This window comes from Desulfomonile tiedjei DSM 6799 (genome assembly GCF_000266945.1).
Lineage (GTDB): Bacteria > Desulfobacterota > Desulfomonilia > Desulfomonilales > Desulfomonilaceae > Desulfomonile > Desulfomonile tiedjei.
The window spans coordinates 4544473-4569479 of sequence record NC_018025.1 but is presented as its reverse complement, the minus strand read 5'-3'; the positions used below and the strand labels follow the sequence as shown (position 1 = coordinate 4569479).

General features: G+C 50.0%; 23 protein-coding genes. 8 read left to right on the top strand and 15 right to left on the bottom strand.

Features of this window, described 5'->3' with window-relative positions; genetic code table 11:
• Positions 1 to 166: 166 nt before the first annotated feature.
• Positions 167 to 2098: an ASKHA domain-containing protein gene (locus DESTI_RS19450; RefSeq protein ID WP_014811682.1), complete on the bottom strand. Its 1932-nt coding sequence runs from the start codon at positions 2096 to 2098 to the stop codon at positions 167 to 169.
• Between the two features lie 103 nt (positions 2099 to 2201).
• Between DESTI_RS19450 and DESTI_RS19445 the strand changes: the two genes are divergently transcribed.
• The 3 genes from DESTI_RS19445 (at position 2202) to DESTI_RS29160 (ending at position 5103) form a co-directional block, all read left to right on the top strand.
• Complete coding sequence (locus DESTI_RS19445) at positions 2202 to 2843, top strand: radical SAM protein (protein ID WP_014811681.1); 642 nt, start codon at positions 2202 to 2204, stop codon at positions 2841 to 2843.
• Positions 2844 to 3463: 620 nt separating this feature from the next.
• On the top strand, positions 3464 to 3664 hold the full coding sequence (gene rpsU / locus DESTI_RS19440; protein WP_014811680.1) for a 30S ribosomal protein S21: 201 nt from the start codon (positions 3464 to 3466) through the stop codon (positions 3662 to 3664).
• 191 nt (positions 3665 to 3855) lie between these two features.
• Positions 3856 to 5103, top strand: coding sequence for a methyltransferase (locus DESTI_RS29160; protein WP_014811679.1), 1248 nt, complete (start codon positions 3856 to 3858; stop codon positions 5101 to 5103).
• Positions 5104 to 5112: 9 nt separating this feature from the next.
• Here the strand turns inward: DESTI_RS29160 and DESTI_RS19430 are convergent, their stop codons facing one another.
• The 4 genes from DESTI_RS19430 to DESTI_RS31815 form a co-directional block, all read right to left on the bottom strand.
• Complete coding sequence (locus DESTI_RS19430) at positions 5113 to 6111, bottom strand: hypothetical protein (RefSeq protein ID WP_014811678.1); 999 nt, start codon at positions 6109 to 6111, stop codon at positions 5113 to 5115.
• 12 nt (positions 6112 to 6123) lie between these two features.
• Positions 6124 to 7146 (bottom strand): carbohydrate kinase family protein, encoded by a 1023-nt coding sequence (locus DESTI_RS19425; protein ID WP_014811677.1) that lies wholly within the window; start codon positions 7144 to 7146, stop codon positions 6124 to 6126.
• Positions 7147 to 7565: 419 nt separating this feature from the next.
• On the bottom strand, positions 7566 to 8297 hold the full coding sequence (locus DESTI_RS29155; RefSeq protein ID WP_014811675.1) for a methyltransferase domain-containing protein: 732 nt from the start codon (positions 8295 to 8297) through the stop codon (positions 7566 to 7568).
• Positions 8298 to 8716: 419 nt separating this feature from the next.
• Complete coding sequence (locus DESTI_RS31815) at positions 8717 to 8842, bottom strand: transposase (RefSeq protein WP_157212213.1); 126 nt, start codon at positions 8840 to 8842, stop codon at positions 8717 to 8719.
• 187 nt (positions 8843 to 9029) lie between these two features.
• Between DESTI_RS31815 and DESTI_RS19410 the strand changes: the two genes are divergently transcribed.
• Together DESTI_RS19410 and DESTI_RS19405 are read left to right on the top strand one after the other, a co-directional pair.
• Complete coding sequence (locus DESTI_RS19410; protein ID WP_014811674.1) at positions 9030 to 10181, top strand: DUF8813 domain-containing protein; 1152 nt, start codon at positions 9030 to 9032, stop codon at positions 10179 to 10181.
• Positions 10182 to 10183: 2 nt separating this feature from the next.
• On the top strand, positions 10184 to 10678 hold the full coding sequence (locus tag DESTI_RS19405; protein WP_014811673.1) for a DUF4411 family protein: 495 nt from the start codon (positions 10184 to 10186) through the stop codon (positions 10676 to 10678).
• Between the two features lie 9 nt (positions 10679 to 10687).
• Here DESTI_RS19405 and DESTI_RS19400 read toward each other — a convergent pair whose 3' ends face one another.
• Positions 10688 to 10948 (bottom strand): hypothetical protein, encoded by a 261-nt coding sequence (locus DESTI_RS19400; RefSeq protein ID WP_157212212.1) that lies wholly within the window; start codon positions 10946 to 10948, stop codon positions 10688 to 10690.
• 293 nt (positions 10949 to 11241) lie between these two features.
• Between DESTI_RS19400 and DESTI_RS29150 the strand changes: the two genes are divergently transcribed.
• Entirely contained in the window at positions 11242 to 12009 is a 768-nt protein-coding gene (locus tag DESTI_RS29150) for a class I SAM-dependent methyltransferase (RefSeq protein ID WP_014811671.1), read from the top strand.
• Positions 12010 to 12328: 319 nt separating this feature from the next.
• Positions 12329 to 13921 (top strand): ArnT family glycosyltransferase, encoded by a 1593-nt coding sequence (locus tag DESTI_RS19390; protein ID WP_014811670.1) that lies wholly within the window; start codon positions 12329 to 12331, stop codon positions 13919 to 13921.
• Positions 13922 to 14827: 906 nt separating this feature from the next.
• Here DESTI_RS19390 and DESTI_RS19385 read toward each other — a convergent pair.
• Positions 14828 to 15343 carry an HNH endonuclease gene (locus DESTI_RS19385; protein ID WP_014811669.1) on the bottom strand — a complete coding sequence of 172 codons (516 nt, stop codon included), beginning with the start codon at positions 15341 to 15343 and terminating at the stop codon, positions 14828 to 14830.
• A 122-nt stretch (positions 15344 to 15465) separates the two neighbouring features.
• A complete protein-coding gene (locus DESTI_RS19380) occupies positions 15466 to 15654 on the bottom strand; it encodes a CooT family nickel-binding protein (protein WP_014811668.1) in 189 nt (62 codons plus the stop codon).
• Between the two features lie 183 nt (positions 15655 to 15837).
• On the opposite strand from DESTI_RS19380, the gene DESTI_RS19375 reads away from it, so the two are divergent.
• Positions 15838 to 17349, top strand: a complete 1512-nt coding sequence (locus DESTI_RS19375) for a serine/threonine-protein kinase (protein ID WP_014811667.1) — start codon at positions 15838 to 15840, stop codon at positions 17347 to 17349.
• Here the strand turns inward: DESTI_RS19375 and DESTI_RS19370 are convergent, their stop codons facing one another.
• The 7 genes from DESTI_RS19370 to DESTI_RS19335 form a co-directional block, all read right to left on the bottom strand.
• The gene (locus tag DESTI_RS19370) at positions 17350 to 17889 is read right to left on the bottom strand and encodes a (Fe-S)-binding protein (RefSeq protein WP_014811666.1); all 540 of its coding nucleotides are present in this window, start codon (positions 17887 to 17889) and stop codon (positions 17350 to 17352) included.
• Between the two features lie 461 nt (positions 17890 to 18350).
• On the bottom strand, positions 18351 to 20285 hold the full coding sequence (locus tag DESTI_RS19365) for a SpoIIE family protein phosphatase (RefSeq protein WP_014811665.1): 1935 nt from the start codon (positions 20283 to 20285) through the stop codon (positions 18351 to 18353).
• A 25-nt stretch (positions 20286 to 20310) separates the two neighbouring features.
• Positions 20311 to 20640, bottom strand: a complete 330-nt coding sequence (locus tag DESTI_RS19360; RefSeq protein WP_014811664.1) for an STAS domain-containing protein — start codon at positions 20638 to 20640, stop codon at positions 20311 to 20313.
• Positions 20641 to 20818: 178 nt separating this feature from the next.
• Positions 20819 to 21967: a histidinol-phosphate transaminase gene (hisC, locus tag DESTI_RS19350; RefSeq protein ID WP_014811662.1), complete on the bottom strand. Its 1149-nt coding sequence runs from the start codon at positions 21965 to 21967 to the stop codon at positions 20819 to 20821.
• Positions 21964 to 23286 carry an ATP-binding protein gene (locus DESTI_RS19345; protein WP_014811661.1) on the bottom strand — a complete coding sequence of 441 codons (1323 nt, stop codon included), beginning with the start codon at positions 23284 to 23286 and terminating at the stop codon, positions 21964 to 21966. The genes hisC and DESTI_RS19345 overlap by 4 nt, the downstream gene beginning before the upstream one ends.
• Before the next feature lie 372 nt (positions 23287 to 23658).
• Positions 23659 to 24558 (bottom strand): glycine cleavage system protein H, encoded by a 900-nt coding sequence (locus DESTI_RS19340; protein WP_014811660.1) that lies wholly within the window; start codon positions 24556 to 24558, stop codon positions 23659 to 23661.
• Positions 24559 to 24696: 138 nt separating this feature from the next.
• Positions 24697 to 24894, bottom strand: a complete 198-nt coding sequence (locus tag DESTI_RS19335; RefSeq protein ID WP_014811659.1) for a hypothetical protein — start codon at positions 24892 to 24894, stop codon at positions 24697 to 24699.
• Between the last annotated feature and the right edge of the window lie 113 nt (positions 24895 to 25007).

Sequence of the window (25007 nt, the reverse complement as noted above, 5' to 3'; positions counted from 1 at the left end):
AACCACTGTAATCCATGAAGCAAATGCAGAATCTGAGAATGCCGATTTCCAAAAACACGAGTAAGCGCATATGGGAGTTTGAGGAACCTTTCTACAAAAAGGTCCCTCAAGCTTCACTTCTTTGAAAGCGAATAGATATCGGCTCTTCCGCGGGGAAGGATGGAGCTCACGTTTTGTAGAAGCGTACTGATGGAAACAATTCGCCTCTCGTGTGAGGGAGAAAGAGTGCAGCCATAAAATTGTCCATGTATGAAGGATCTTCAGAAAGCTCGACATTCGTCATTGCTCTGGCAATCTCCCGGGATTTCGCGAAAAGGTTCCGGTCCAGAGCCGCCAGTCGAGCACCCTTCAACGATGAATTACCGATAAATGAGAATTTTTCTCTGGGAATATCAGGCAAAAGCCCGATGGTGATGGCATGATCGAGATTGATGAAACTGCCGAAAGCCCCCGCAATGATGACTCGATCCAGAGCGTCCACCGTCAAGCCGATCTTGTCAAGGAGGCAGGTGTAACCTGAAAACATCGCGCCTTTTGCCCTGAGTATGTTATCGAGATCCACTTCAGTGAGGATGATGTCTTCTTCAAGTCCGCTTTCAGCGGCACGGCAGACAACATATTCTCTTCCGCTTCTTCCTACCCGAATTCTCGGAGTGTCCAGATTATCGGCATATTTCCCGTTCTGGTTGAGAATTCCTATTTTGAGCATTTGAGAGATAATGTTGATGATCCCTGAACCGCAAATTCCTACAGCAGGCTTTGCATCAATCGTTTTGATCATGGGTTCGTACGTTTCAGGATCTATGAGCACGCCTTCAATGGCGCCCGGAGCGGCTCGCATGCCGTATTCCAGCCCGCCTCCTTCGAAAGCCGGCCCTGCGGAGCAGGAAGCCGTCATGAGGAGATCTTTGTTACCGGCAACGATTTCTCCATTTGTCCCTATATCTATGAACAGGGTCATCAATTCGGAATCCCACATACCATTTGCCAGGACTCCGCTGACAATATCCCCCCCTACATATGAAGCCACACCGGGAATTACGTTCACAAATGCATGACGACTGAGCATTAATCCCAGCTCCTGAGCAGGGACTGTGTCAATATTCTGAGCTGCCGGCACATACGGAGCTTCACGAAGGTATTTCGGAAAGAGACCGAGGAACAAGTGGGTCATTACCGTGTTTCCGGCAGCAACCATGTAGTCAATTTCGTCAATGGAGGTTCCGCTCTTCTCGACGAGTTCCGCTACAATTTCGTTGAGTCCTCTTGAAACGTGCTGTTGAAGCTTTTCAAGACCGTCCTTCTTGAGTCCGAAAACTATTCGGCTGATAACGTCATCTCCCATGGAGATTTGGGGATTGTATCGGGAAGACCTCGCCAATACTTTTCCGGAATCCAGGTCGATCAACTCGCCCCACAGAGACGTGGTTCCAATATCGATAGCGACTGCCATGGGTCCAGTCTTTAGATGCCCCGGGACAATTCTGCTCAAGGAGTATGTGCGAGCTGCGGCCGAGCCCTCTCCGCAGTCGTCAATTTTGAAACACGCAGTGATCTTCCACTGGTCTTTTCTCAACTGCTGAGGCATTTCCCTCAAAACGTCCAGGCTGCATTTCACAGGATGGAGATCGTGATCGACCTTGAGTATCCTTGTCAGTCGTTCGTAGTCGCTGAGGTTGTCGTCTATAGAAGGGGAAGGAGGCTCCATGAATACCCGCAGGGTCATCGGCCTGATTTCAGGAACGATCGGGGATTCCATAGGAGTCGCAGTCTGGCGCATCCGGTCGGCTTCATCCCGAGGAATTACCTTTCTTCCAAGTTTCGCTTTCGGGACATCGATCGTGACTTCTTCCGTAATGCGAGACTGACACGCCAAAACGTATCCGGCAGCTCGGGCGGCCGCGTGGACTTTTTCGAGCTTTTGCGCATCTACCGAGCCGTTCACGACACGAACTTTGCACTGACCGCAGGTCCCCGATCCACCGCAACCCGCAGGAATGAAAACACCCGCCTCCAGAGCAACGTCAAGCAGCAGTTTTCCTATTTCAGCTTCGATTGTTACATCGTCCGGGAGGAATCGGACTAGTACTGTCTTCAACGTAGCCTCCAACAATCTCGGTACAGGGCCCGCTGGCCTCAATGATTAAGACATGATATCTTATCACTGGGAACGAGTTTTTCAATCCTGAAAAGGGGTACCCATGATCTTAAACGTTTCCGAGCTGTTCAGGAGCATACAAGGAGAGTCTTCCTTTGTGGGATATCCCTGCGCTTTCGTGAGACTCGCAGGGTGTAATTTGCGATGCCGATATTGCGACACCAGTTACGCGCAAACAGCAGGTGAAAATATGTCCCTCGAGTCAATTTTGGAGCGTATCCAAAATTACGGCACCAATCTGGTCGAGATCACCGGAGGCGAGCCGTTACTGCAGCAAGAGACCCCGATATTAGCGAATGCACTTATCGAACGCGGTCATCAGGTGCTCGTGGAGACGAATGGAACTCAAGATATCTCGGTGCTGCCCGAAAAAGTAGTCACAATCATGGACATAAAATGTCCTTCCAGCGGAGAAAGCCACAACACCAGATGGGAAAATATCTGGAAATTAAAACCTACGGACGAGGTGAAGTTCGTTATCTCGGACAGACATGATTATGAATGGGCCAGAGGCATCATTCGGGAAAATTTCGGAAATAAAAAGGTGAAAGTGCTCATTTCAACGGTTTTCGGGGAAATTCCCAGCCGTAATGTGGTCGCGTGGTTGCTGGAAGACAAACTGCCAGTGAGGTTTCAACTACAGATACATAAGTACATTTGGCCCCATGAAACACGAGGCGTATAATTGTTTTCCGGAACTGCATTCACCCGGGGTATTCCTGTAGCTTGATTTCCAGTCCTTATACCGATTCGCTTTTCTTTTTATAATCTGGCAGGCTGGAGGTATCCTTCGCTCCGGACGACGCAAAGCCGTCTAATCACTCCGCTCAGAACACCTCAGCCTGCGCCATCTTATATGCATAATTGCGAAATGGTATTCCTTTCCTACTGCTTGGTGACACGGAACAATTCTTTTTTATTTTTTCTTCCGATCGTTTTTTGTCTCAGAATTTCTTGACGAATTCCTGTTGGTCACGTATATTTATTTGATGGGTTGGAGCCGGGTAAGTTTGACTCGGACCATCCTCCCTTTATTCTGATGGGCGTTTCATCTAGCGACTGACATGTCCGAGACGTCCAGTAGAAGGGATTTGATACCTCCTATCGTTAAAATCCGGTCTTTGTGTTCCCATTTCACCCAAGGGTGAGGTGCGGAAAAATTCCGAAAAACACATAAATACAAATCGTAGACAAGTTTTGGGGTACTTACGGGTGCTCCGCGCATGAAACCAAAAATCATGGGCAGCGCCGAGGTACTCCGATCCATTTCTATAAAAAGAAGTACGCGAAAGGAGATTCATCTGTATGCCGGGAGTTTATGTAAAAGAAGACGAACCGTTTGAAAATGCATTGCGACGTTTTAAGAAACAGGTGCAAAAATCAGGAGTTCTTACCGAGACAAAAAAGCGACGTGCCTATGAAAAACCGAGTGTAAAGCGCAAGAGAAAAGCTATGGCCGCTCGCAAAAGACTCTTGAAAAAATTGAGACGGATGAAATCCAGATAATCTGTTGATTGGTCCGTTGCTCTTTTGAGTCATTGTTGAAAAACGACCGTATTCGCGGTATCCGTTGTTCTTCAGAATGGTAGTGGAGGACGGGCTCAATTTCTGCGTCATCTCTCAACTCTATCCGATGGCAGGACCGAATAGCTGACAGCCGTATTCTTACGATAGTATCGTACGCTGCGGCAGCGGCTGTGGTCCTGACCATCGGGCTGACAACCGGATTTTCTGAAGACCCCGGAATGGGGCAACTCATCCTATCTCTCCTGTTTTTGATTCCTGCAGGATTCCTCTTTTTCTTTTCAGTCATCGGTCTCGCCTCATATTTCATCTTTATACCGTCTCTATCGCGCAATGCTCACATTTTTGCACAGGTTCACGGCGGGCAACTTCTCCATCCGCTCACGACAGCGCTGCTTGTTGGGCTCCTCGGGTTGTGCATACATACCGGAAGTTTGCCGGGACTGTGTGTATGGATCGTGCTCCTGGTAGTATATGTGGTGCAGACCGGTTTTATGATGGCACGACTCCGAGCAGAGTTGGCCAATAATGGGCTCACGGGGAACTCAAACACGTTCTTGTTATTGCTCGGTCTTGTCCTGGGAGGCGAGTTGCTGACAATGGCTGCAGGCTCAAAGCCGTTACCTCCTTGGCGGTTGAACACACTCCCGAGTGATACCTGGGTCGTAGACATACGCACCAAGCCGGAATTCAAATGGAATCGCATTCAATGCGCAGAGAATTATCCCTGGGGAGCGGGATTGATGGAAGCTGCCGCATCACGACCGAAAGACCGGCCGGTTCTCGTGACGTGCTTGTCCGGTCATCGATCTCCGCCTTTCACTATCATGCTGCGTCGTATGGGATTCACGACAGTGTACAATCTGAACTGGGGAATACTCTACCTGGCGCTTATCGAACGAGGCCGCAAGGCAGAGGGTCCTTTCAGTCTGACCAGGTCGAAACGTGAAGCAAACATGCGGGGGAAAGATTTCCGCGGAATATCTATCGGATATATCACCTTCGCGGTACTGACTCTCATTGTTGCTCCTTTGTACAGCACGCCCTCGTCTTCACATGCCATAGTGGCCCTGCAGATTGCGGGCGGTATTATCGGCTTACTGGGATTGGGAATCGGGATTCTCAGCTATCAGGCGTTGGGAAGGAATTTTCGTGTCTTTGCTGCTCCTCGAAGAAGCGGGAAACTGATTACCACGGGGATTTACAAGAGAGTACGGCATCCCATGTACACTGCAGTGGTGACAGCTTTGGGCGGATACGTGCTCGCGTTCGGGAGCATCTATGCTGCGCCGTTTTGGTTCGGTTGTGCGTTGCTCTACCTGATCAAAGGATTTAAGGAAGAGCAACTGTTGCAGGCTCATTATCCGGAGTACGAGGAATACCGGAAACGCACCTGGATGTTCATACCGTACGTGCTTTGAAGTCTCTCTCTAGCCAAGGCTGCCTATCTTCTCTGTACGCACCGTTTTTCTCACCCTGCAACTCAGCTCTGTTATGGATTCCCTGTTCTCAGGAGTAACTCGGCTCATGGTGAGGTCCCTCAGCCCTTCCATGCCAAGATTAGCGAATGCCGATGCGAGCCACCCGATGGGCAGGGCAGTCTGAGCAGTCACAGCAAACGTCGCTTCTCGAACCGCCCAGTCGTTGCCATTGAAAGAAAGCGCGAATCCTCCTGCATCTCTGACCGTGCGAAACGCGTCGATATCGGTGATGCTGTCACCTACATAAAAGACGTGGTCTAAGTCGGTTTCTTCTAATTCAACAATTTTCCGTACTGCAGCCGCTTTTTCTCTGCCTCCAATCGGGCAAACCTCATCTATGAGCCGGTAAACTTTCATCTCGGGCAAAATGCTCCAGAAGATTTCATCCAGTTCTGCAAGGGTTTGCTGACCTTCATCGGTAAAATCTGCAAGGGAAAGCGCTCCCTTTGGAATCACGAAATCCGGAAGGGCAAGGATTCGCGCGTGAAGATCTTTCAGGATCTTTTTTTCCCCTTCCGTGATGGAATAATCATCGAGATTTACTGCAGTAGAATAGGTGTTTTGAAACGGAAATCCCAGCACTTCACATACTGCCACAATATATTGCGAATAGCTGGTACTGATAATGTAAGAGGGCAGCCTTTCAGAAATGTCCCGGAGCATGTCGTCGGCTTGAGGAATGATCTGGATATTTCTTCGGGAAAACTTCACCATGCTGCGATTATCGAGGCCGAAAGCCTTGAAGAACGGCAGTATGAGTCTGAGAGTGTCTCCCGCTTTATAGTTCGGCCGGTGCACGATCTCCGCGAGATAATCGTCGTACAAACTGATTTTGCTGAAAAACCGGTCTCCTTTGGGAATGAAGGCATCAGAGAGTTCGGCCGCATTGTCGTTTTTGGTAATGGGACCTTCGCAATCGCTTATGAAAACTTTTCGGGCTGGCTCCACTGCATTCCTCCACTAAGCATCTTGCTGTACGTGCTTGCTCCCGGCTGCTTGCCCCCGGGACAACATTGTTTCGAGAACGGATCGATCAGGATACGCGTTGCGGCCAAATCCTTCAATACTCCTGGATGCTGTAATCGCAGCCAATTCAGCACATTCCTCAATATTGAGAGACAGCAACATCCCCGCCAAGAAACCCGCAGCAGCGACATCTCCTGCCCCTGTCCGGTCTTTGATCGTACGTGCCGGAATTGGGGGCTGAGATACTGCACGATCTCGTGAAAAAGCTTTCAGTCCTTTTTCACCCATTTTTACGACAATAATTTCAATCCCCAATTTCATAAGCGTGTCGACGGCATTTTCAACTCCGTTCACTGAAGTCAGTTGCTCCAATTCCTCTACGCTTGAGAAGAGTACATCGGTTCTTCTGAGAAGAGGCTCGAGTGTGCTCATGCCGAGGCAACTGTAGATCGCTCCGGGATCGAAGCTGATTTGGGTGTTCCCGTGCACGCTTGCAGCAAGATTCATCTGGGCATCCAGAGGATCTCGTGCGACAAAGGACGTTAAATGGAGCCATGACGCATTCAGGAAGTATGCCGTGTCCAGATCTTCGGACCCTGCCATATCGTTGGCGTTCGGCAAAATAAGCAGCACCCTGTCTTTTAGGGAGTCTTCAGCGTCTATGAGAGCCAGGCATCTTCCCGCTGCAACCGGAACTGTATGAATTCTCAGATCCTTCGGCCTTCCAAGGTCTTCCAGCTTCAACGCAGTCAGATCGGACTCACCGGCACAGCCATAGAATCCCGTGGAAAACCCCAGTTTTCGTAATGCCGCTATGGTGTTTGCAGCGGAACCTCCAGGTGTCGTGTCCATCATGATTCCGTGTTTGCGCAACTCGGGATAGAACCGTGCGAACCAGTTCACGTCGCGCACGTATTCCTCACCGAGGGGGAGATCGTGAACTCGTAAGAATTCCCTGGGCACTTCCCATATTTCGTCAAGATTCAGCGATCCGAAGCCGATTACGTCAAGCTTCAAGAATGGATTCTCCTTCTATTGCATCTGAAATGACATGCGAACGCAATGGATCATGCTCTTGGCTCAGGTGATTTCCTGGCCTTTCGTTTGGGCGCTACTGGGCCTCAGAGCTCTGACGTCCTGGAGGGACGAACCATGAGTAGCCACGGGTGCAAACCCGTGGGAAGAGGCGCCCACATTATAGAGGCTTGGACCCTGAAAGGGTCCACAATCGGTCCATCTGAGTTGATGGTGGACCCCGCCAGGGACCTCGCTTTCCTCTTTTGCTATAAATCTTTCCATGGGTTGCACCCATGGCTACCATTTGGATCGCCCCGCTGGGGCTCCGATGACACGTCTCAGCCATACTGGCGGTAATAACTGAGCTTAAAGGAACAATCCATATCTGAACAAGTTTTACTCTCAATCCGTAACGGGCTTCATCCGGATTTTTCGCCTACATTGTCCGCCTTCCGAAGCACGGCTATGTGATTGGAGGCGAATGGTTCATGGAGCCGAAAGACTCGATCGAAGAAACGAGCGGCCTGCAACCACACGCGCGTCGATGTCCGCATGAGAGATCGCAACCCCACGGCCTCTAACGAGACAGACATTACAACAGAAGGCACGTTCAGGAACAGATGGAAGAGACCTCCGTTCACCACGATTTCCTCGACGCGAAATCCCGAAGCTAGAGCCAGCCGCTCAATGCCGAACCTGGTAAATCTGTAAAAATCCAGAGGAGCGTCATGCAAATGTAGCACGAAAGGCAAAGATATTATGGCAGTGCCACCGGGTTTAAGCACTCGAAAGATTTCCGAAAACGCGTTCCAGGGTTCCGGAGCGTGCTCCAGGACCGAGCAACAGAAAACCACATCGAAGCTGGCATCCCGAAATGGAAGCACTGCAGTGGCATCCACCAGGGCATCGAGGTCAGGATGATGGAGCGTCAAATCCACGCTCAAGCAGTCATCAGTTTGTTCTCGTATCAGGCTTTCCCAGGCGAGACGCCCGGCTCCCAGATCGAGCACTCTCCCTCGCACCCATTTCCGAATCACCGGTGCCATATCCTCAAAGAATGCCCTGTTTTGCAATGCAATCCACCAGTGATCGTCGCGTCCGACGGTCTCCGCATTGAGGCGCAGCCAGATCCGATTGAAACGGGCTTCCATAAACCTGCTTTCCAGTCTGAACGAGAATCAGACATTCCTAACATGCAGCGCAGCTAGAGGCAAGGAAGAGGGAAGGGGATCTCCGTTAACTCAAGGAAAAGAGCCGGCTAAAGCGTGAAATATGTTAAGAGCTTGTTACGGCGGGAAAACGTTGCGGTCCAATATGCTCTTCGGTATTTTAGCCCGATGTACAGGTGCCTCGTATTCCCCTACCCAATAGGCTCGATGAATGCGGAATTTGGAAGGGTGATCATACCTCCCGAAAAAGTCGCCACGACTATTTCGTCCGCTTACAAGTTTATTGGCGAGTGGCGGGCAGAAAGCCGTGGGGCAAATCCATACGTGGAAGTCACCTGCTTTGGGAACCCTATGGTGAAAGGTTTCGGAATATTATACTTGACTCACCCAAATATTGCTGATTAGTATCGAAAAAGGTGCAGTTTGGATAGGCTGTGGAAGATCCCATAGTGACAACGCTTCAAGAGAGCAAAGAAGCTCTCAGCCGTATTGACGTGCTCTCGATCCCTGTTCACATATTCTAGCAATGAGTTTGCTTTCCGCTGGAAATTGAGAAAAGTTTCTGATGGTGGGAGAATGATTGCGGCTATCAAAGGAACGGAAGGGGAGCGGTTGATGTACAGATCGGATGGGATATCAAGGAACTAAAAAAAGGGACAAGCATTCTGATAGACAGGACTCAGGGAAGAATCAAAAGGTGCCGTGGAGATGGCGATGACAAAGGTAGCAGCTAACCTAAACGTTCTTAAGTGGGCTTTGTCGCGCTCTAGGAAATCTATACCTGAACTAGAAGCTAAATTTCCTAAACTAATGCAATGGCTTACCGGGCAACAACAGCCTACGCTACGGCAGTTAGAAGAGTTGGCAAAACAGACTGCAACCCCATTCGGTTATTTGTTTCTCGAAAAACCACCAACTGAAGAATTGCCTATCCCATATTTTAGGACTTTTGAAAAAGCACCCCCGACACGCATCAGTCCCGAGTTGCTTGACACAATTTACGAAATGCAAAAAAGACAGGTTTGGATGAGGGAGTATCTCATCCAGCAAGGCCATGATTCACTGTCATTCGTGCAATCTGTCAAAGTAGATAAGCCTGTCCAATCGGTTGTCCAATGTATGAGAGAAATACTTCGGGTAGACCAGAATTGGGCATCGGATTTGAAAACATGGGCAGAAGCGCTGCAATTCCTGCAAGAGACAATGGAGCGGGCAGGAATCATCGTAATAGTCAATGGGGTTGTTGGAAACAACACACATCGACCTTTGGACGTTACAGAATTTAGGGGATTCGTCCTAGTAGATGAATACGCTCCATTGGCTTTCATTAATGGAGCAGACGTAAAGGCTGCCCAGATGTTTACTCTGGCTCACGAACTAGCTCATATTTGCTTTGGCAGCAGCGCAGCTTTTGATCTAAGACAAATTCATGTAGCAGATGATCCTATAGAAAAGAAGTGCGATCAAGCAGCAGCAGAATTCTTGGTGCCATCTGAACTGATGGCCAGAGAGTGGCAAACGGCTAAAGATGAAGACGAACCATTTAGGTATCTTGCTCGTTTGTTCAAGGCAAGCGAAATCGTAGTAGCACGGCGGGCGCTCGATCTCGACCTAATATCAAAAGAGAGCTTCCTGAGTTTTTATGAGGGGTATCGAAAACGTGTGTATCTAAAGAAAGCTGACAGGCGGCCTGGAGGCGATTTCTATGCTACTCAGAATATGCGCGTAGGTCGCACATTTGCCACGAATGTGATACTGGCTGTGAAATCGGATAGACTACTTTACGATGAAGCATATCATCTAACCGGGCTTTATGGCAAAACTTTTGACCGTTACGCTGAGTCTCTTGGCTTCATCGGGGTTTAGTTATGAAAGGGGCTAGATATTTGCTTGACGCCAACGTCTTTATAGAAGCAGCTCGGCGTTACTACGCTTTTGATTTGGTCCCTGCTTTCTGGAACATGCTCATTAGTCTTGCCAATAATAGACAAATTGAAAGTATTGATCGCGTTCAAGATGAATTGTTGCGGGGCAATGATGACTTAGCTGCCTGGGTAAGGAACGATTTCGCAAGTGCTTTTTCATCAACAGACGATGCCTCGGTAATCGGAAACTATAGCGACATTATGGCTTGGGTCCAGAGTGAGAACCAGTACCATGATCTTGCCAAAAGAGAATTCGCCGCTGGTGCCGATGGATGGCTAATAGCTTATGCTAAGCACAATGGACACACAATAGTGACGCAAGAAGTGTTGGACCTGCAAAGAAAAAACAGAGTGCCCATCCCAAACGTTTGTCAGAAGTTCGGGGTGAAGTCTGTCAACACCTTTGGGATGCTGCGAGAACTGAATATCAGATTCTAGGAAGAATTTTCACATAAGCAAGACTGCGGATAAATCTAAGAAGCGCCCTGGCCCTAAACCAGAGATGATCTCGTTATACCCCTTCACTTTTGATGAAGTGCTGGACGCCGCGCTTGCAAGTAAGCCGAAAAAGGTCAAGAAGGAACCTGGCAAGAAGACCGGCAAGGAAAATTCTTCGTCTGGATTGAAGACAATGGTGAAGTCGCGCCTGGGCTCTACGGTCACAAACTCGTAAACTTTTATCCCGTCTCCTGAACGAGAAAAGTCCATGCGCATGTTCTCGGCCCTCAGGCACGGTAGGCGGCACTCATGTCCGCGCAGCATGGACTTCTTGTGAGTACGCTTCCCGGACGAGTCCAAATGGGCTTAATTCCGTGATGTACTCGAATTGGGGCAGAATTATCTACCTCACTATTTCACAGTACTCAGACAGCCATCTCTTGTCAACGTTTCAATGCAGAAGCCAAATCAAGTTTTCTCCAAGCAAAATTCCGTTTGCTTCGACAATGATCCCGTGATATGTGCGTGCCCGGATTCTCTTCAGAAAATAAGGGACGGGCTGCATGTCTGAGAATAAACACGTGTATCAGTACGGGTTTTCGGAGCGATTCGCAGAGTACCAGTTCGACGATGAACGCCAGAACCAAAAAGCTATGAAAACCGTGGCAGTCCTGGAAGACTACTGTGGCGGCCCCGGGTCTTTGGCTGAATTGCGTCTGCTTGACATGGGGTGCTCTGCGGGACTGATGACCCGGTTGTACAGCAGAAGCTTTAAATTCACCCTGGGGATAGATATCGACCGGCCTGCCGTGGAACATGCCACAGAGCATTTTTCCAGCGACGCCCTTCGGTTTACGGTGGCAGACGCTATCGACACCGGCCTTGAAGCCGAATCTTTCGACGTAGTGACGTGTACCCATATTTACGAGCACGTGCCGGATTCTACACAGCTCATGCATGAGATTTATCGGGTCCTCAAAAGAGGCGGGATCTGCTATTTTGCAGCGCATAATAGACTCTGCTTGATCGAACCTCATTACGGATTGCCTCTCCTGTCGGTATTCCCGAAGCCGATTGCGAACCTGTACTGCCGCATGTTCGGAAAAGGCGACATTTACTACGAGAATCTGCTTACCTTGCCCGGTTTGAGAAAACTCACCGCAGCGTTTCAATGTCACGATTACACGCTCGAAGTGATACAAGATCCGGTGAAATATTCTGCCACGGAACTGGTGACGCCTGGATCTTGGACTCAAAAGGCGGCCTTATTGCTCGTTCGGATGGCCTATTTCATTTGTCCCACGTACATTTGGATACTGAAGAAAGTGTAATTCCGGGAGCACGGAATCGTGCTACCTCAATTTGAAATAAAACTTCAGTCGGACTAGAATCGGACCCTATATGACAGTAAGACTCCGAGGGACATTTCTCTCCAGAAAGATTCCTTATAGTCATTGCCAAGATAAATGACCGAAGCTCAATGCGGATGTGAGTCGAAAAATCCCCCCTGGCCCCCCTTTAATAAGGGGGGAATTTAGATGTTGCCTCTTACCCCCCTTTCATAAAGGGGGCTTGGGGGATTTGAATCGGACAAGACTTTTGGCAGACACTATATGCGTCCCTCTTGTTACGCCATATTCAAGGAAATTCATGCACTTCTCTGATCAGAGCAATTCTGTTCGGTCGGAACCGGCTTTCGCGGAAATGGCCCAATCGCTCAAGGGTCTTTACACCCGTGGGCGTTTGACGGTTATTTTGGTTTTGGCCCTGGTCGGGTTCTGCTTGATTGTGAACAGCTCATGGAATGCCACCCCGGACAGCGCTCTTTATCTGTCACTCGGAGAATCCATTGCTCGAGGGGAAGGGTATGTTTTCAATGGGGAGCCCCACACTTTTGTGCCTCCCGGTCTTCCCCTGATTCTCGCTGGAACTGCCCGGCTGTTCGGTTCCGATTTCTTCAGCTATCGTGCCCTAATGGCCGTTACCGGATTCCTGGCAGCGGTTTTCGGGTTTCTGCTGATTGCGAGGGTCGCGGGCAGGGACATTGCGGTGTTGGTCGGAGGAGTCTTTGTGCTGAATTACGTGCTTCTCTACAACGCTACTTTCGTCCTAGCGGATGTGCCTTTTGCATTGTTCACATTTATCGCTCTTCACGGCGTTTTGTCAGCCAAGGATACCCCGACATACGCGTGGTTGGCAGTTTCTGGCGCGCTCATGGCAATGCCGTGTCTGATTCGAATAAACGGCATAGCTATTCCTTTTGCTGCAGCCGTATTCTTCTTCAGTGCGTGGAGAAATCTTTCAAAGACCGAGCGTCTGATTAAGACACTTTTTTTTCTCATTATTTCAATTATCCCGTTTGTTTTGTGGCAATACTGGAAGGCTTCGTTTCCAATCTCGGAATCCGAAGGCACGTACCTGAATGCTGTGGCAGGAAGGCACTGGAGCGATCAGGTACGCGTGATAGCCACTGCCGTCCTGGAGTATTTTCCTGAGAGCAATCTGGCACTTACCGGAATTTCCGTGAAGACGGGAATCCTCGAGGTTCCAGTACCCTTGTTGACTCTGTTCGGGATGGTCCAGGCATGTCGGAAGGGCGAGCGCCTTTTCGTCCCGCTGACAGTTCTCCAGTTCTGCGGTCTTGTGCTGACCAGCGCGGGAACCAGGTACATCATCTTCCTGTTACCCGGATTGTACCTCTTCCTTGCTCTGGGAATTTTCGAAACGATAAAGCTGGTGCGCAACCGGCACGGATTTCCCACACCGGAAAAGGTTTTAGTCATAGCATTTCTGGTACTTGGAGCGTTGAATCTGGGCCACAATGTCGGAGTAGTCTGGGAAGCAAGACATGCTCTGGAAAAAGGCGGGGCACAGAACGACCGGAGTTCCGCTTTCTTTTCGGCAGCGCGGTGGCTCAAGGCGAATGCCCCGGATGCAATTGTGCTGACAGGCCGTCCTCGTATCATTCATTACTTGTCCGGGTGCAAGACAATCTCGTTGGTGAGGTCCGGAGTCCCCGATCACGAAATTTATCTGGATACCCTGGATCGGCTCAGACGGGTGACGGAATCCAATGCCCCGGATTTCCTGTACTCCGATGCAAAAGATCTGAAATATCATGACACCGTCATACGCGGCCTGAACTCTCTCGGATGGGGCGTCGAAAAGGTGCCTGAAGCATCCTCGGAACGATATCTGCTTTTCCGCATTGTGCCGCTGACCGAAAAACGTTCGCGTGAGTAACTTCTCATATCAATTTGCCTTCAAAATCCCCCATTCCCCCCTTTAATAGAGGGGAGTAGAGGGCATAGGCGCTAACTTATGGCGTTTTTGGTCGTTTGTTCCGGAGGAACAACTGAAAATAGGCCGGCGATTCATCGCCGGTTAAGGTAAAACCCTAATGATTTTAGAGTCCCGGAGGGACGGCTGGTACACAGATTCCCGGCAATAAATTACCGGGCTATTTTCTTCAGTCCCTGCGGGACAAAGAATTACAGCAAAGTTAGCGCCTATGGGGGTAGAGGGGATCTTTCGTCTGACTTTGAAAGCAAATTGGTATTCACAACGCGTACGCGTTATTCTTGTTCTGCCTGCCTGCAATCGAGAATTTTTCATAGTGAATATAGGAAGTCTTCCGTTTCTTACTGTTAAACCTTCATGTAACGCGCTCTGAGGGCTTGTCTGCCCAAGTTTCAAAGAATGGTTTAACTTTGCTAATTCTTATTCTGGAAAAATAACACAACTATAAAAAAAAAGACATAATTTGCTTGACAATGGAATCGTGTGGGTGTTTAAGTCCTGATCGAGGTTGGATATGGGAATTCATTCCCGCCGGTGAACGTGCCATCTCCGCCGCTCCTCGGTGCCTCTTCAGAGAATTCCGGGAGGGGAGTCAAAAACACTGGGCCTAAAAACACGAAAACGGCATCTAAATGGCCGTTTGCGTGCGTTCCACTGGGATGGAAAAGTATGTTGAGAAGTGGAACGACTTCTATCACAGGGGGCGAAGGTGTCAACCAAAAAATGCCTTTCGCTTTCCCTGTTTTTTATTTTCGAACAAAAAACGAATTATTCCGGCTTACTGGGCACGCAAAAATTCATCGATTCCTGTGAATGAACGCTGAGATCTGGTACCTGAGAATTCCGCTCTTAAAACTCAAGCAATTCGGATAGGCCCATGCCGAATTTTCTCTCCAGGTACAGGTTTATGAATTCCATAATGGTGGGTTTAAAGGGCTTACGGACAAGTTGCATTCCGGCTTGCCGGGGCGTTCTGCCGCCCTTCTTGATGTTGCAGGCTCTGCAGCATGCGACAACGTTGGTCCATTTATTATCGCCGCCCTGCACCTTGGGGATGATGTGGTCTATGGTGAGGTCTCCAGAGGGAAACTCGCGACCGCAGTACTGGCACACGAACGCGTCTCGGGTCAGAATATTTTTACGGGAAAAAGGTACTTCTCGCCGGTAGATCTGGCGGATGAACTTGACCAGGCGTATGACTGCCGGAATCCTGAATGTGCGGGTAACAGTTCTGATAACCCGAGTGGATTCCTTGATAACCTCAACTTTTCCACTGAACAGGAGTCCCATAGCGCGTTGCCATGAGACTAAGCCGAGGAACTCATAGCCTGCATTGAGTACGATCACTGCCTCCGTGGATATCATCGGTTCCAAGCCTCTTTTGCGGGATATTACTGGATTTTCTGCTTGGCACAGCTAACGTTTAGCAAAGCCATTGAATCGGTGTCAAGAAGAAAGAGGCGCCTTTTTTTACGCTTTTCTGCTCGTCACGGGGTCTCGAGCACGATTCTGTGTCCCGTCAAATCCATTTCTAACAATCTGGCTTTGATAGTGGTCTGTTCCCCAAAAATGCTGCGAAGCAGGATTTCTTCTCCCTGCGGCTTAAGGAAATCGACACTTTCCATAATAAGTTCTTCGACTCCGTCCTTGACGAGGTACGCTTTTGATTCACACATTTTGTCACATCCGAAATGAGTATTTTCCAAATAATAGATGTTCAGGGTCAAAATTGAAAGACTCTGATTGTAACGGGTCCTGACCTTGCCGTACAATCTTCTTGCCGGTGCGAATGGAAAAGCTTTGTAAGCGCGACCGATTTCGGATATATAATACCGCCAAATTCTCATTAGAAACAGACTGTGACCGAAACGGACGACACCCTCAGAAACATCATTCAGAATCCGACCATGCCCAATATCGGTCGTTATCAGATATTGGGCAGCCTCGGCCGAGGCAATATGGGCGAAGTTTTTCGCGCCCGCGATCCTGTTATCGGCCGCATGGTGGCGCTCAAAACCCGCCGATTCGACCTTGTATACGAACAAAAAGACCTGCAATTCGTAATAGATAAGTTCTTCGAAGAGGCTCGGATAGCGGGCAATCTTGTCCACCCGAATATTGTCACCGTGTACGACGTAGGGCAGGACGGAGATTACTGCTTCATAGCAATGGAATTGCTGGAAGGAGAAAATCTTACAGCCTTCAATAAAGAGGGGACTCTCCTCCCGCAAGAACGCGTAGCAGATCTTGTGAAACGGGTTTGTCTCGCGTTGGATCACGCGCATTCGCATGGTGTGATTCATCGCGACATAAAACCGGCAAATCTCATGTTCACTCGAGATCGCAGGATTAAAATGACCGATTTCGGGATCGCCATGATGACCCGCGGTGACAATACGAATGATTTTCAGGTGATGGGCACTCCGAGCTATATGTCTCCAGAGCAGACTAAGGGACTGAAGCTCACGGAGCGAACGGATTTCTTCTCCCTCGGGGTAGTCTTTTTCGAACTGCTTACAGGAAGACGCCCGTTTCAGGGCCGCACCCTGTACGAGCTTATGGACAACATTCGCTACTCACCTGCGCCATCTGTTCTCGGGTACAACGCCAAACTTCCCCCGGCAATAGACCAGGTGATCCAGCGGGCCCTGGATAAGGAGCCTGAACTCCGGTACAGATCTGGGAAACAATTCGCTGAAGAAATCGACCGGGCGATGAAAGGCCACCCGCTCACGGTTCATGATATCAAAGGTGCGAAGAAAGCCGCGCTGCTGAAATCCGTTGAATTCTTTCGATCGTTCGACCGCCGGGAAATCGAGGAAGTCACGCAATACGGAACATTCATTCGCTATGAACCCGGACAGGTAATCGTTCGCGAAGGAGATGTGGACACAACGTTTTTTGTACTTCTGGCAGGCTCGGTGAGAGTAATAAAGAACAAGAGAAAAATAACCGATTTAACAAAAGGCGCGTGCTTCGGGGAAATGGGTGCGTTCACCAAAACCGCCAGGACCGCGCACGTCATTGCAAGGCAGCCATGTGTCGTGCTCAAACTCGACCTGAAAGTGCTGGAGAGGCACAGCCCAGCTCTGAAGTTGAAGATTTATCAAGTTTTCATAGAGACGCTTATCCAGCGCCTGGAGCACACGACCAAGCGCCTGAGCGAGCAGTACGCGCCTATTCGGCAGAAAGCCAAACAGGAGCCGGTTCAGGAGCAATCAACCGTTGTAGCTACAGACGCTCAGGATAGCGAGAAAGAGTCCCTGACCGGCGTGAATGATCCAACCGGCAAGGGGTATCGTGCAGCAAACGATGACGAGCCCGTGGCTGGCACGATTGACGAAAATCCGGATGTTCGTACCGCGAAATAGTCACAGCAACGTTCGTTTTGCTGCCAACAATGTTTCCAACTGAGTTTTCTTCTCCTCGTGCTCGGATTCGGTATGGAGCGGTGTGCATTGCCGGATCTGCACCTGTCCGGCGGCAAGTTTCAAGGCGAAACTGAAACAGGAACTTTCTCCGCATATTTTACAATTGGTCTTAGGGAGTAGTCGGTAAAGTTCCAGGGGCTGGAGATTCTCGCGTGACGTAGAGTCGGGCTCTATTTCACCGCGACGTTCCCAGGTATCGTTGACCATGTCGACGAGCTGTCTGACTACTGCCTCAGCCTGTTCTCGTGATTCCAGATGATCCACAGCGATTTTGTCCGGCCAAAAACCGATCTTGTGATCGTCTTTTTTCCATGAAAACGCAGGAACGTGAGGAAGGTATTCTCCATTCCTCAAAGTGGCGTTCAGATAAGGAAGCGCTTGAGTTATATCCACGGGGAGATGCGCTATGGCTTCGTATTCGAATTCTTCGGCACTGTGATTGGACACCGTGATGTCGAGATTATACGTTTCGATCAGCATAGGAGCCTCGTTGGGAGATGGCTTTTCACGACGAACAGAGTAACATTCGGGTAGCTTTTTTGTAAAGAATGTCCAGCCTAATGACGATCGGAGCGTAATACCGGCGAGCGAAGATGACCGCATCATTCTTGCGCCTTTCCTGTGAAATGATGGGGTCAGATGTGTTAATTTACTTTTCAAGCTCTTTGTCCCGTAGAAACAAAAGAAAATAGGCCGGCGATTCATCGCCGGAAAAGCCAATCAAGCATACTTCGTAGTCCTGCAGGGACGATTGCTAGGTCGGTTGTCCTGTAAAGAATCAGCCGTCCCTTACGGGACTCAAAATCGCCATAAATGCTCGTCAACCGGCGATAAATCACCGGTCTATTATCAGTTGTTCCTCCAGAACAAAAGACAAGCGACGACCAAGTTAACGTCTATGGGAGGGCGAAAAGCGGGGTTACAGGAAGTCTTCCTCGGTTTCAGTGCCGTCGCCCATTAAACTTTACCGCAAGGACAGTGATATCGTCTGCTTGGGGTGCACCGGTCGCAAAAGTGGAAACGGAATCCAAGACCTTAGCTGTGACAAAATGAGCGGTAACGCCCTTTGATCCGTCAAGACAGCTTATCAGCCGGTCTCGTGAGTACAGTTCATCGTTCGTATTCATTGCTTCCGTGACTCCATCTGTGAATGAAATCAGACAATCGCCCGGTTCCAAAACGATTTGTTCTTCCGCGAATTCCATTCCATCCATAATGCCCAAAACCGGCCCTCCAGGGGGGCTCAATGAGGCAATGTGCCCATCTGCTCTTACGATGAGAGGTCGTTCGTGTCCTCCATTCGCGTACGTCAATGCTCCGGTTTTGAGATCCAGCATCCCGCAGAAAACCGTTACGAACATGCAACTGTCGTTTCCCGGCACCAGATGATTGTTCAAGTGTTCGAGGACCGAATGCGGAGCTTGTCCTTCAGCCGCGGCGCTCCGGATCAGGGATGTGGCGACCGTCATGAGGAGTGCAGCGGGGACCCCTTTGCCTGAAACGTCTCCTATGGCCACGAACAAACGATCGCTATCCACCAGAAGAAACTGGTAAAAATCGCCACCCACCTCTTTTGCCGGGTCCATGACTGCATAGATGTCGAAATCTTCGCGGTCGGGAAATTTCGACGGCAACATACTCTTCTGGATAGATGCAGCGACCCCGAGTTCGCTTTCTATTCTCTCTTTTGCTGCAGTAGTAACCGTGAGATCCTGGATATATTTCTTCAGGTCCACGGTCATGTTCTTGAAAGCACGTGCAAGCTCACCGACCTCGTCTCGTCCGTGAGTCGCCGGAAGATCGTAGTTCAGATCGCCGGCTGCGACCCGCGAAGCAGCTTCGGCAATTTTCCTGAGTGGAGATGTCACGGACCTCGCAAGAAGCACGCTTACGGCTAACAGCGCAAAGAGACCGGCTACCGCAAGCATCACATTAGTCCGGTACAGCATTGATATTTCCGAAAAGAGCTCGTCTCTGGGATAGATAACACCCAGGGACCATCCCGTGGAGGGTAAGCGTGCAAATCCGAGAAACAATTGCTTTTTGTCAATTGATTCACCCATATCGATGAATCCCGAGTCACTGGAGAGCATTCGCTTTCCGGTTTCCCGCAAACCGGGTAAATTATTCTCTTCTGCAAGACTGAAGACCGATTCTTGCATGATAAAATTCTTCTCGGGATGTGCGAGGAAAACACCCGTCTCCGAAATCAAGAAGCAATAGCCGGTTTTTCCGGCCTGTACAGTTGAAAGTTCCTTCGTGAGCCACTCAACGGATACGTCAGCAGTGACTATTCCCCAGATCTGTCTCTCGGCTGAGGAGTGAGGCCGAAAAAAAGGCTGAGAGTACGTGGTCATGACCACGTTGCCGCCACCCTCGTCAAAATACGGAGGACTCCACATGGGCTTTCCGATTTCTCTCGGAACCGAGTACCAGTCGCGGTGGAAATAATCGTACGACTCAGTGGCAAGATCGATGAAAGAAATGCCATTTTGCTGTTGAAAAAAATACGGGGCATACGCTTTGACTCCAGATACGAAGCTGAAAGGCTCGAAAGCGACAGCGGACCCGAATACAGCGGGATGGTCTTGGACGTTCCTTCGGATGAGTGCGTCTAGGGTGACCGCGTCGAGTCGGTCGGTTTCCAGAACTGCGGCAAGATTTCCTGCCACTTCCGCTACGGATCTTAGTTCCAACTCCATTCGGACCGCGGTGGATTTTGCAAGATTCAGGAGACTCTGGCCTGCCTGATATTCGATAATGTCCCGTGAAGACCTGTAACCGTACGTGAGTACGGCAGCCAAAACCAGCGAGGTTCCCAACGCCACCAAAACAGTCGTCTTGGTTGCAAGGCTGTAAAACCACCTGGTTTTCATGATCTACGTCCTCGATCAAAAACCGCTATTTCTTAAGTGCATCGTTCAAGCAATCGAAAATCGGCACAATCTTCTGAAAACCCGAAATTTCAAATACTTGCTTGACCACACCTTGCAATCCGCAACAGGCCATGTCACCACCCCTGGCTTTTGAACTTCTGCCCGTTACAAGTACGCTGCGGAGTCCGGCACTGCTGATATATTCCAATTTGCTGAAATCCAGAATGAGCTTGGCCGAACCCTGACGTATATGCTCCAGCATTCGTTTCTCGAACTCCGGTGCGGTGACGGCATCCATTCTGCCCTCAAGCCCCACAACGATCCAATCGCCTTCATTTGCAAACTGTATGTTCATTCCATTCTCCGCTCAGTGGAACAATAATCACCCTGATTGTTTGCCCGAGTGGGTGGTCTCGGGATCGCGAGAAGATTTTGATAGAGTAATCTTCGCCATAGGCTGCTATAGACAGGTCGTAACGCCTGGCCATCTTCGGCTTGAGCAGAACGGGTCTCCGTTTCCCCGGTGGTGTTGTTCATCCGGTTTCCTTTGGTATTGAATGGAGAAGTCTCGGACGATGAGGCAAAATTTTTTCCAAAGCTTCGATGAATGCCTGCAATGCTTCCATATGAGAAACGGTCACTCTGATGTGGTTGGGAAAACGAAACCCGGTCATGGCACGAACCATTACTCCGTAGGTCATCAGTTTCCGATACGCGAGGGTGTCGCTCATAGGAAGCCTTATCATAATGAAATTACCTTCACCCACCTGAGATGAAAGACCCAGCCTGGCGAGTTCTCTTTTGAGATAAAGCTTGCCTTCTCTTACCAAGGCACGGCTTCGCAGTACGTGATCGTCCTGATCCAGTGCCGCTGCCGCCGCGATCTGAGCGAGTGCATTCACCGAGTACACGATACACGTGCGTCTGATGGCTTGGACAACCTCCAGCGATCCTGCCAGATAGCCGATCCTCAGCCCCGCCAGTCCGTACATCTTTGAAAATGTGCGGAAGACCACCAGATTCGGGTGATCGCGAATATAATCCATTCCATTCGGGAAATCTTCCGCTTCCACGAACTCGAAATATGCTTCATCAACGACTACAATGCGACGGCCACCTATTGCATCCAGAAACCTGGAAAGCTTGTCGCGATTCCAGTACGTGCCTGTGGGGTTGTTCGGATTGCAGACGAACAGGATTTTGGTCCCCTCATCTATGCGATCCAGCATTGCCCGATCGTCGAATGCATAGTCTTTGAGCGGGACCAGCCTGGCCTCGAAACCGGAGAATTCCGCGATCCATTCGTACACTGCAAAGGTTTTATCAGCCGTGATAATGTTGTCTCCTTTTTCACAGAAGGCTTTCATCACGAAGCTGATAACTTCATTGGCGCCGTTTCCTACGAGGAACTGGTCCGGATCCATACCGAATCTTTGTGCCAGTTTGGTTCGCAGATAATAGGCATCTCCACTGGGATACACGGCCGCACTGGGGGGAGGAAAATTGCGGATTGCCTCCTGCGCGGCTTCGGGCGGACCGAGAGGATTTTCGTTATTGTTAAGCCTATAGAGCCGGGAACAACCGTACAAGCGCATAAGTTCCGGGTCAGGTTTGCTCGGAATGTACGCTTCAAAGTGCTTGATATAATCCGGGAGAAGATGGTCCAGGTTCAGACAGGTCATACTTGTGCCTCGTCATCTCTGAGCTGAAACATGACCAGATCGCCCGTTCCTGCATACGGGAGTACCAGCCGCGGTTCAAAGCCGGTGCTGAACAGTCCCGGAGTAAATCGACTGTGCCAGGATCTTCCCAGGTCCATCTCGAAGAAGATCTGCGGAATATTCTCCTGTTTCAGAATACGTACATGGTCCGCAAGATTTTCTTCTGCGTCGTTTCCCCACCACACCGGACGGAGCGTCACCCTTCCTACTTTCCGATCCACGTGTGCGGACAGAACAGAAAAGGGCGAAGATGTTTCGCCTTCACTAGTAATGAGTTGAATATCCCGAGCAAAAAAGAGCTTTTCATACTGTTCTCTCAAAAAACCTTCCAGAAGCGGGTGTGACCAGACAGCCATGCCAAGGTCTTCTTCCAGGTGGCGGTAGTAAGCCTCACTCTGTACCAAATCCCCTGAGGGCGCACGTACGGTGAAAGACCCCAAAACCTCAAAGTATTCCGTGGGAATTTCCGGAGTAGGATATCGATTCAGAATTCCGATTGCTCCTGATTTGGCTACGATTCCTATAAAAGATTCTATGAGCTCCCGGGAAATGTCAGAGCTCTTGGTGCGGTCAAAGACATACGGACCATAGAGCCCGATCAGCTTGTTTTCATGCATGTGCCACACAACAAGTCCGCCCAGGTGACCCGAGGTGTCCGCTGCAACGGCAGCCCCAAAATCTCCCGATTGCACCATATCGACGAGCTTACCCGGAAACCGCAACCTTTGCGGAATCCAATGCAGCGGATAATTGCCGGCTATCAGGTGAGAAGCAACCTTTAACTCTTCAGGATCGGGAGGCCTGATCGCGATATTCCGAAGGGGCTGTGCAGAGGCAACGGGCGAATCGTCCGGTTCCGGGTAATACTTTTCTTTTCGCAGCAGGAGCCTTGACGTGCCGTCTTCCTGGAAGAACTGGAAGCGGTCCACCATCCTTGAGGCTATGAGAAGACCTGTCTGCAGCCAGTCCGCGTCTTCGTCAGGCGAGGCTGAAGCAGTCAGGTTGAAAGCTTTCACGTTGAAGTGCTCTGCTCGGAATCGGAACTCCTCCTGAACATAGTAACCACCGCCGGTGCATGTTACGGAAAGTGCCTCATTCAACCGGCCTGTGGAGCACAAATAGGAAAAAATTTCTTCCGCAGCCAGTGTCAGGGAAAGTGCTTCCGATTCTCCCAGGCCGAAAGCACGGGAGGATTTTTCTATAAACGCGGTAACTACCGGCAAAAAAGCCGGATTTACCTGAACCGTCAGGGAAAAAACCGTCTTATTTGGTGATGTCACACGTGATTCCTCTTCTGAAAGAGACCCGAATTCCCGTCTTGGCAGACGAATAAGGCACATGAAAGAGAAAAGTGCAAACCAGGGGCGTCCTCTCACAGTTCACAAAATGTACCTGTCAAATGCACTATGCCTCTCACGCCCAAAGTAGTTCACGGCTTTCGTTTCTGGCAAGAAAAAAGCCCTAAAGAGATACGTTTTTTTGGAATTTTCGACGGAGTAAGATAATCGGAGGGGTATCCATTCAGGTATTCGTGGGAAAAATCCCCCTGTCCACCTCCTTTATAAAAAGGGGGGCGGGGAAATCCCTTGTATACGGTATTTCCCCGAACCTCGTCCGAGAAGCCTGGCATTCGAGAAAGAACTACTCTGCGATCACAGGAATTTCTTCACAAGGCCATCCCATCCCACGTCTCGAAACGCACCGTAAACATCTTTGATCGGCTCACCACCCAAAGCGGCTGCAGCAGACGGATCGTCGGTAATCATGGAGAGTAGCCGTTCTGCTTCGGCTTCGATGAATTTCACGCTTTCCAGACCGAATGCCAACCCCTCCAGATCGTGTTTCAGCTCCATAGGATCGATCAACATGACCCATCCTGAGCCGTACGGATCTGCATTGGGGGAATCCGGATGGTCCAGAAGTTTATGATTCACAGCCGTGACCACTCCCGTGAGGGGAGCCCGGATGCCGACCTCGTGACCTTCGCGCTCGGCTATGAACGATTCGTCCTCGACTTTGAACCGCGTTCCCAGTGACGGCAGCCGAAAACCGTCAAGCCTGCCCACGAGACGATTGCCGAAATCATCCAGGCCTATTCTGATCCTGCCGCCGTACTCGACCCGAGCCCAGCCATGGCCCTTGTGGATATAGTAATCTCTGGGAACGAGATATCCGTGAGCATTCATATACTGGGGCGGTCCGAAGAGCGTGTGGTCAGTCTGGATCATATCGTCCAGCATCTGATCGTACGGACAGCGTGCACAATCATAACTGTTTGCACACTTCTTCGAGGGCGGAGCGCCTCCCGTGGCGGCATGACGACAACGCAGATCGTTGCTGCCGAGCATTTTGGACATTTTCGTGTTCCACTTGGCGTCCCGGGAATCTTTGGACATTTTGCGGGTCATCGCTTTGTCGAAAGTACAGCTCGTGCAATCGAATGCATTATCGCAGTACTTTACGCCGACAATTCGCGCCCGCATCCACACGCATTCCTTGTCGGCCAGGTTGAACACCGTCACCCCACTCTTCTTTTTCTCTTTGACGGCCATTGGCTACTCCTTTCGAAAAAACCTCGTTATTCCCTAAGCAGGTGTGCGGTCGAAACCGTCCGCTGGGTTTCGACCGCTTATGTCCCAGAGCCCGACGTTATCTGATGAATGAAATGCCGTGTGCGTTTCGGAGAGGCCCTATGCTCGGGCAGGCACCGGTGTGAGGCCTCTGTAGATGTGAACCGTATCTTCAAGCATCTGGTCGTATGGACAGGTGGCGCATTGATAGCAATACGGGCACATCTTGTTCGCCGGAGCTGCTCCTGTGAGCGCATGATTGCATTTCAACTGCTTTGCGTTCACTTCCATGAGCCTTCTGATTTGGTTGCTTGTCATGGCGGGCCTCCTTTTGAGTATTCTCTTCAAAATCGGGAGCATTCAGTTTCGATCTCTCGATGATCGGTCTTGCCCATATGAACTGCATAGGATGTGCCAAGCGAATAAAAACT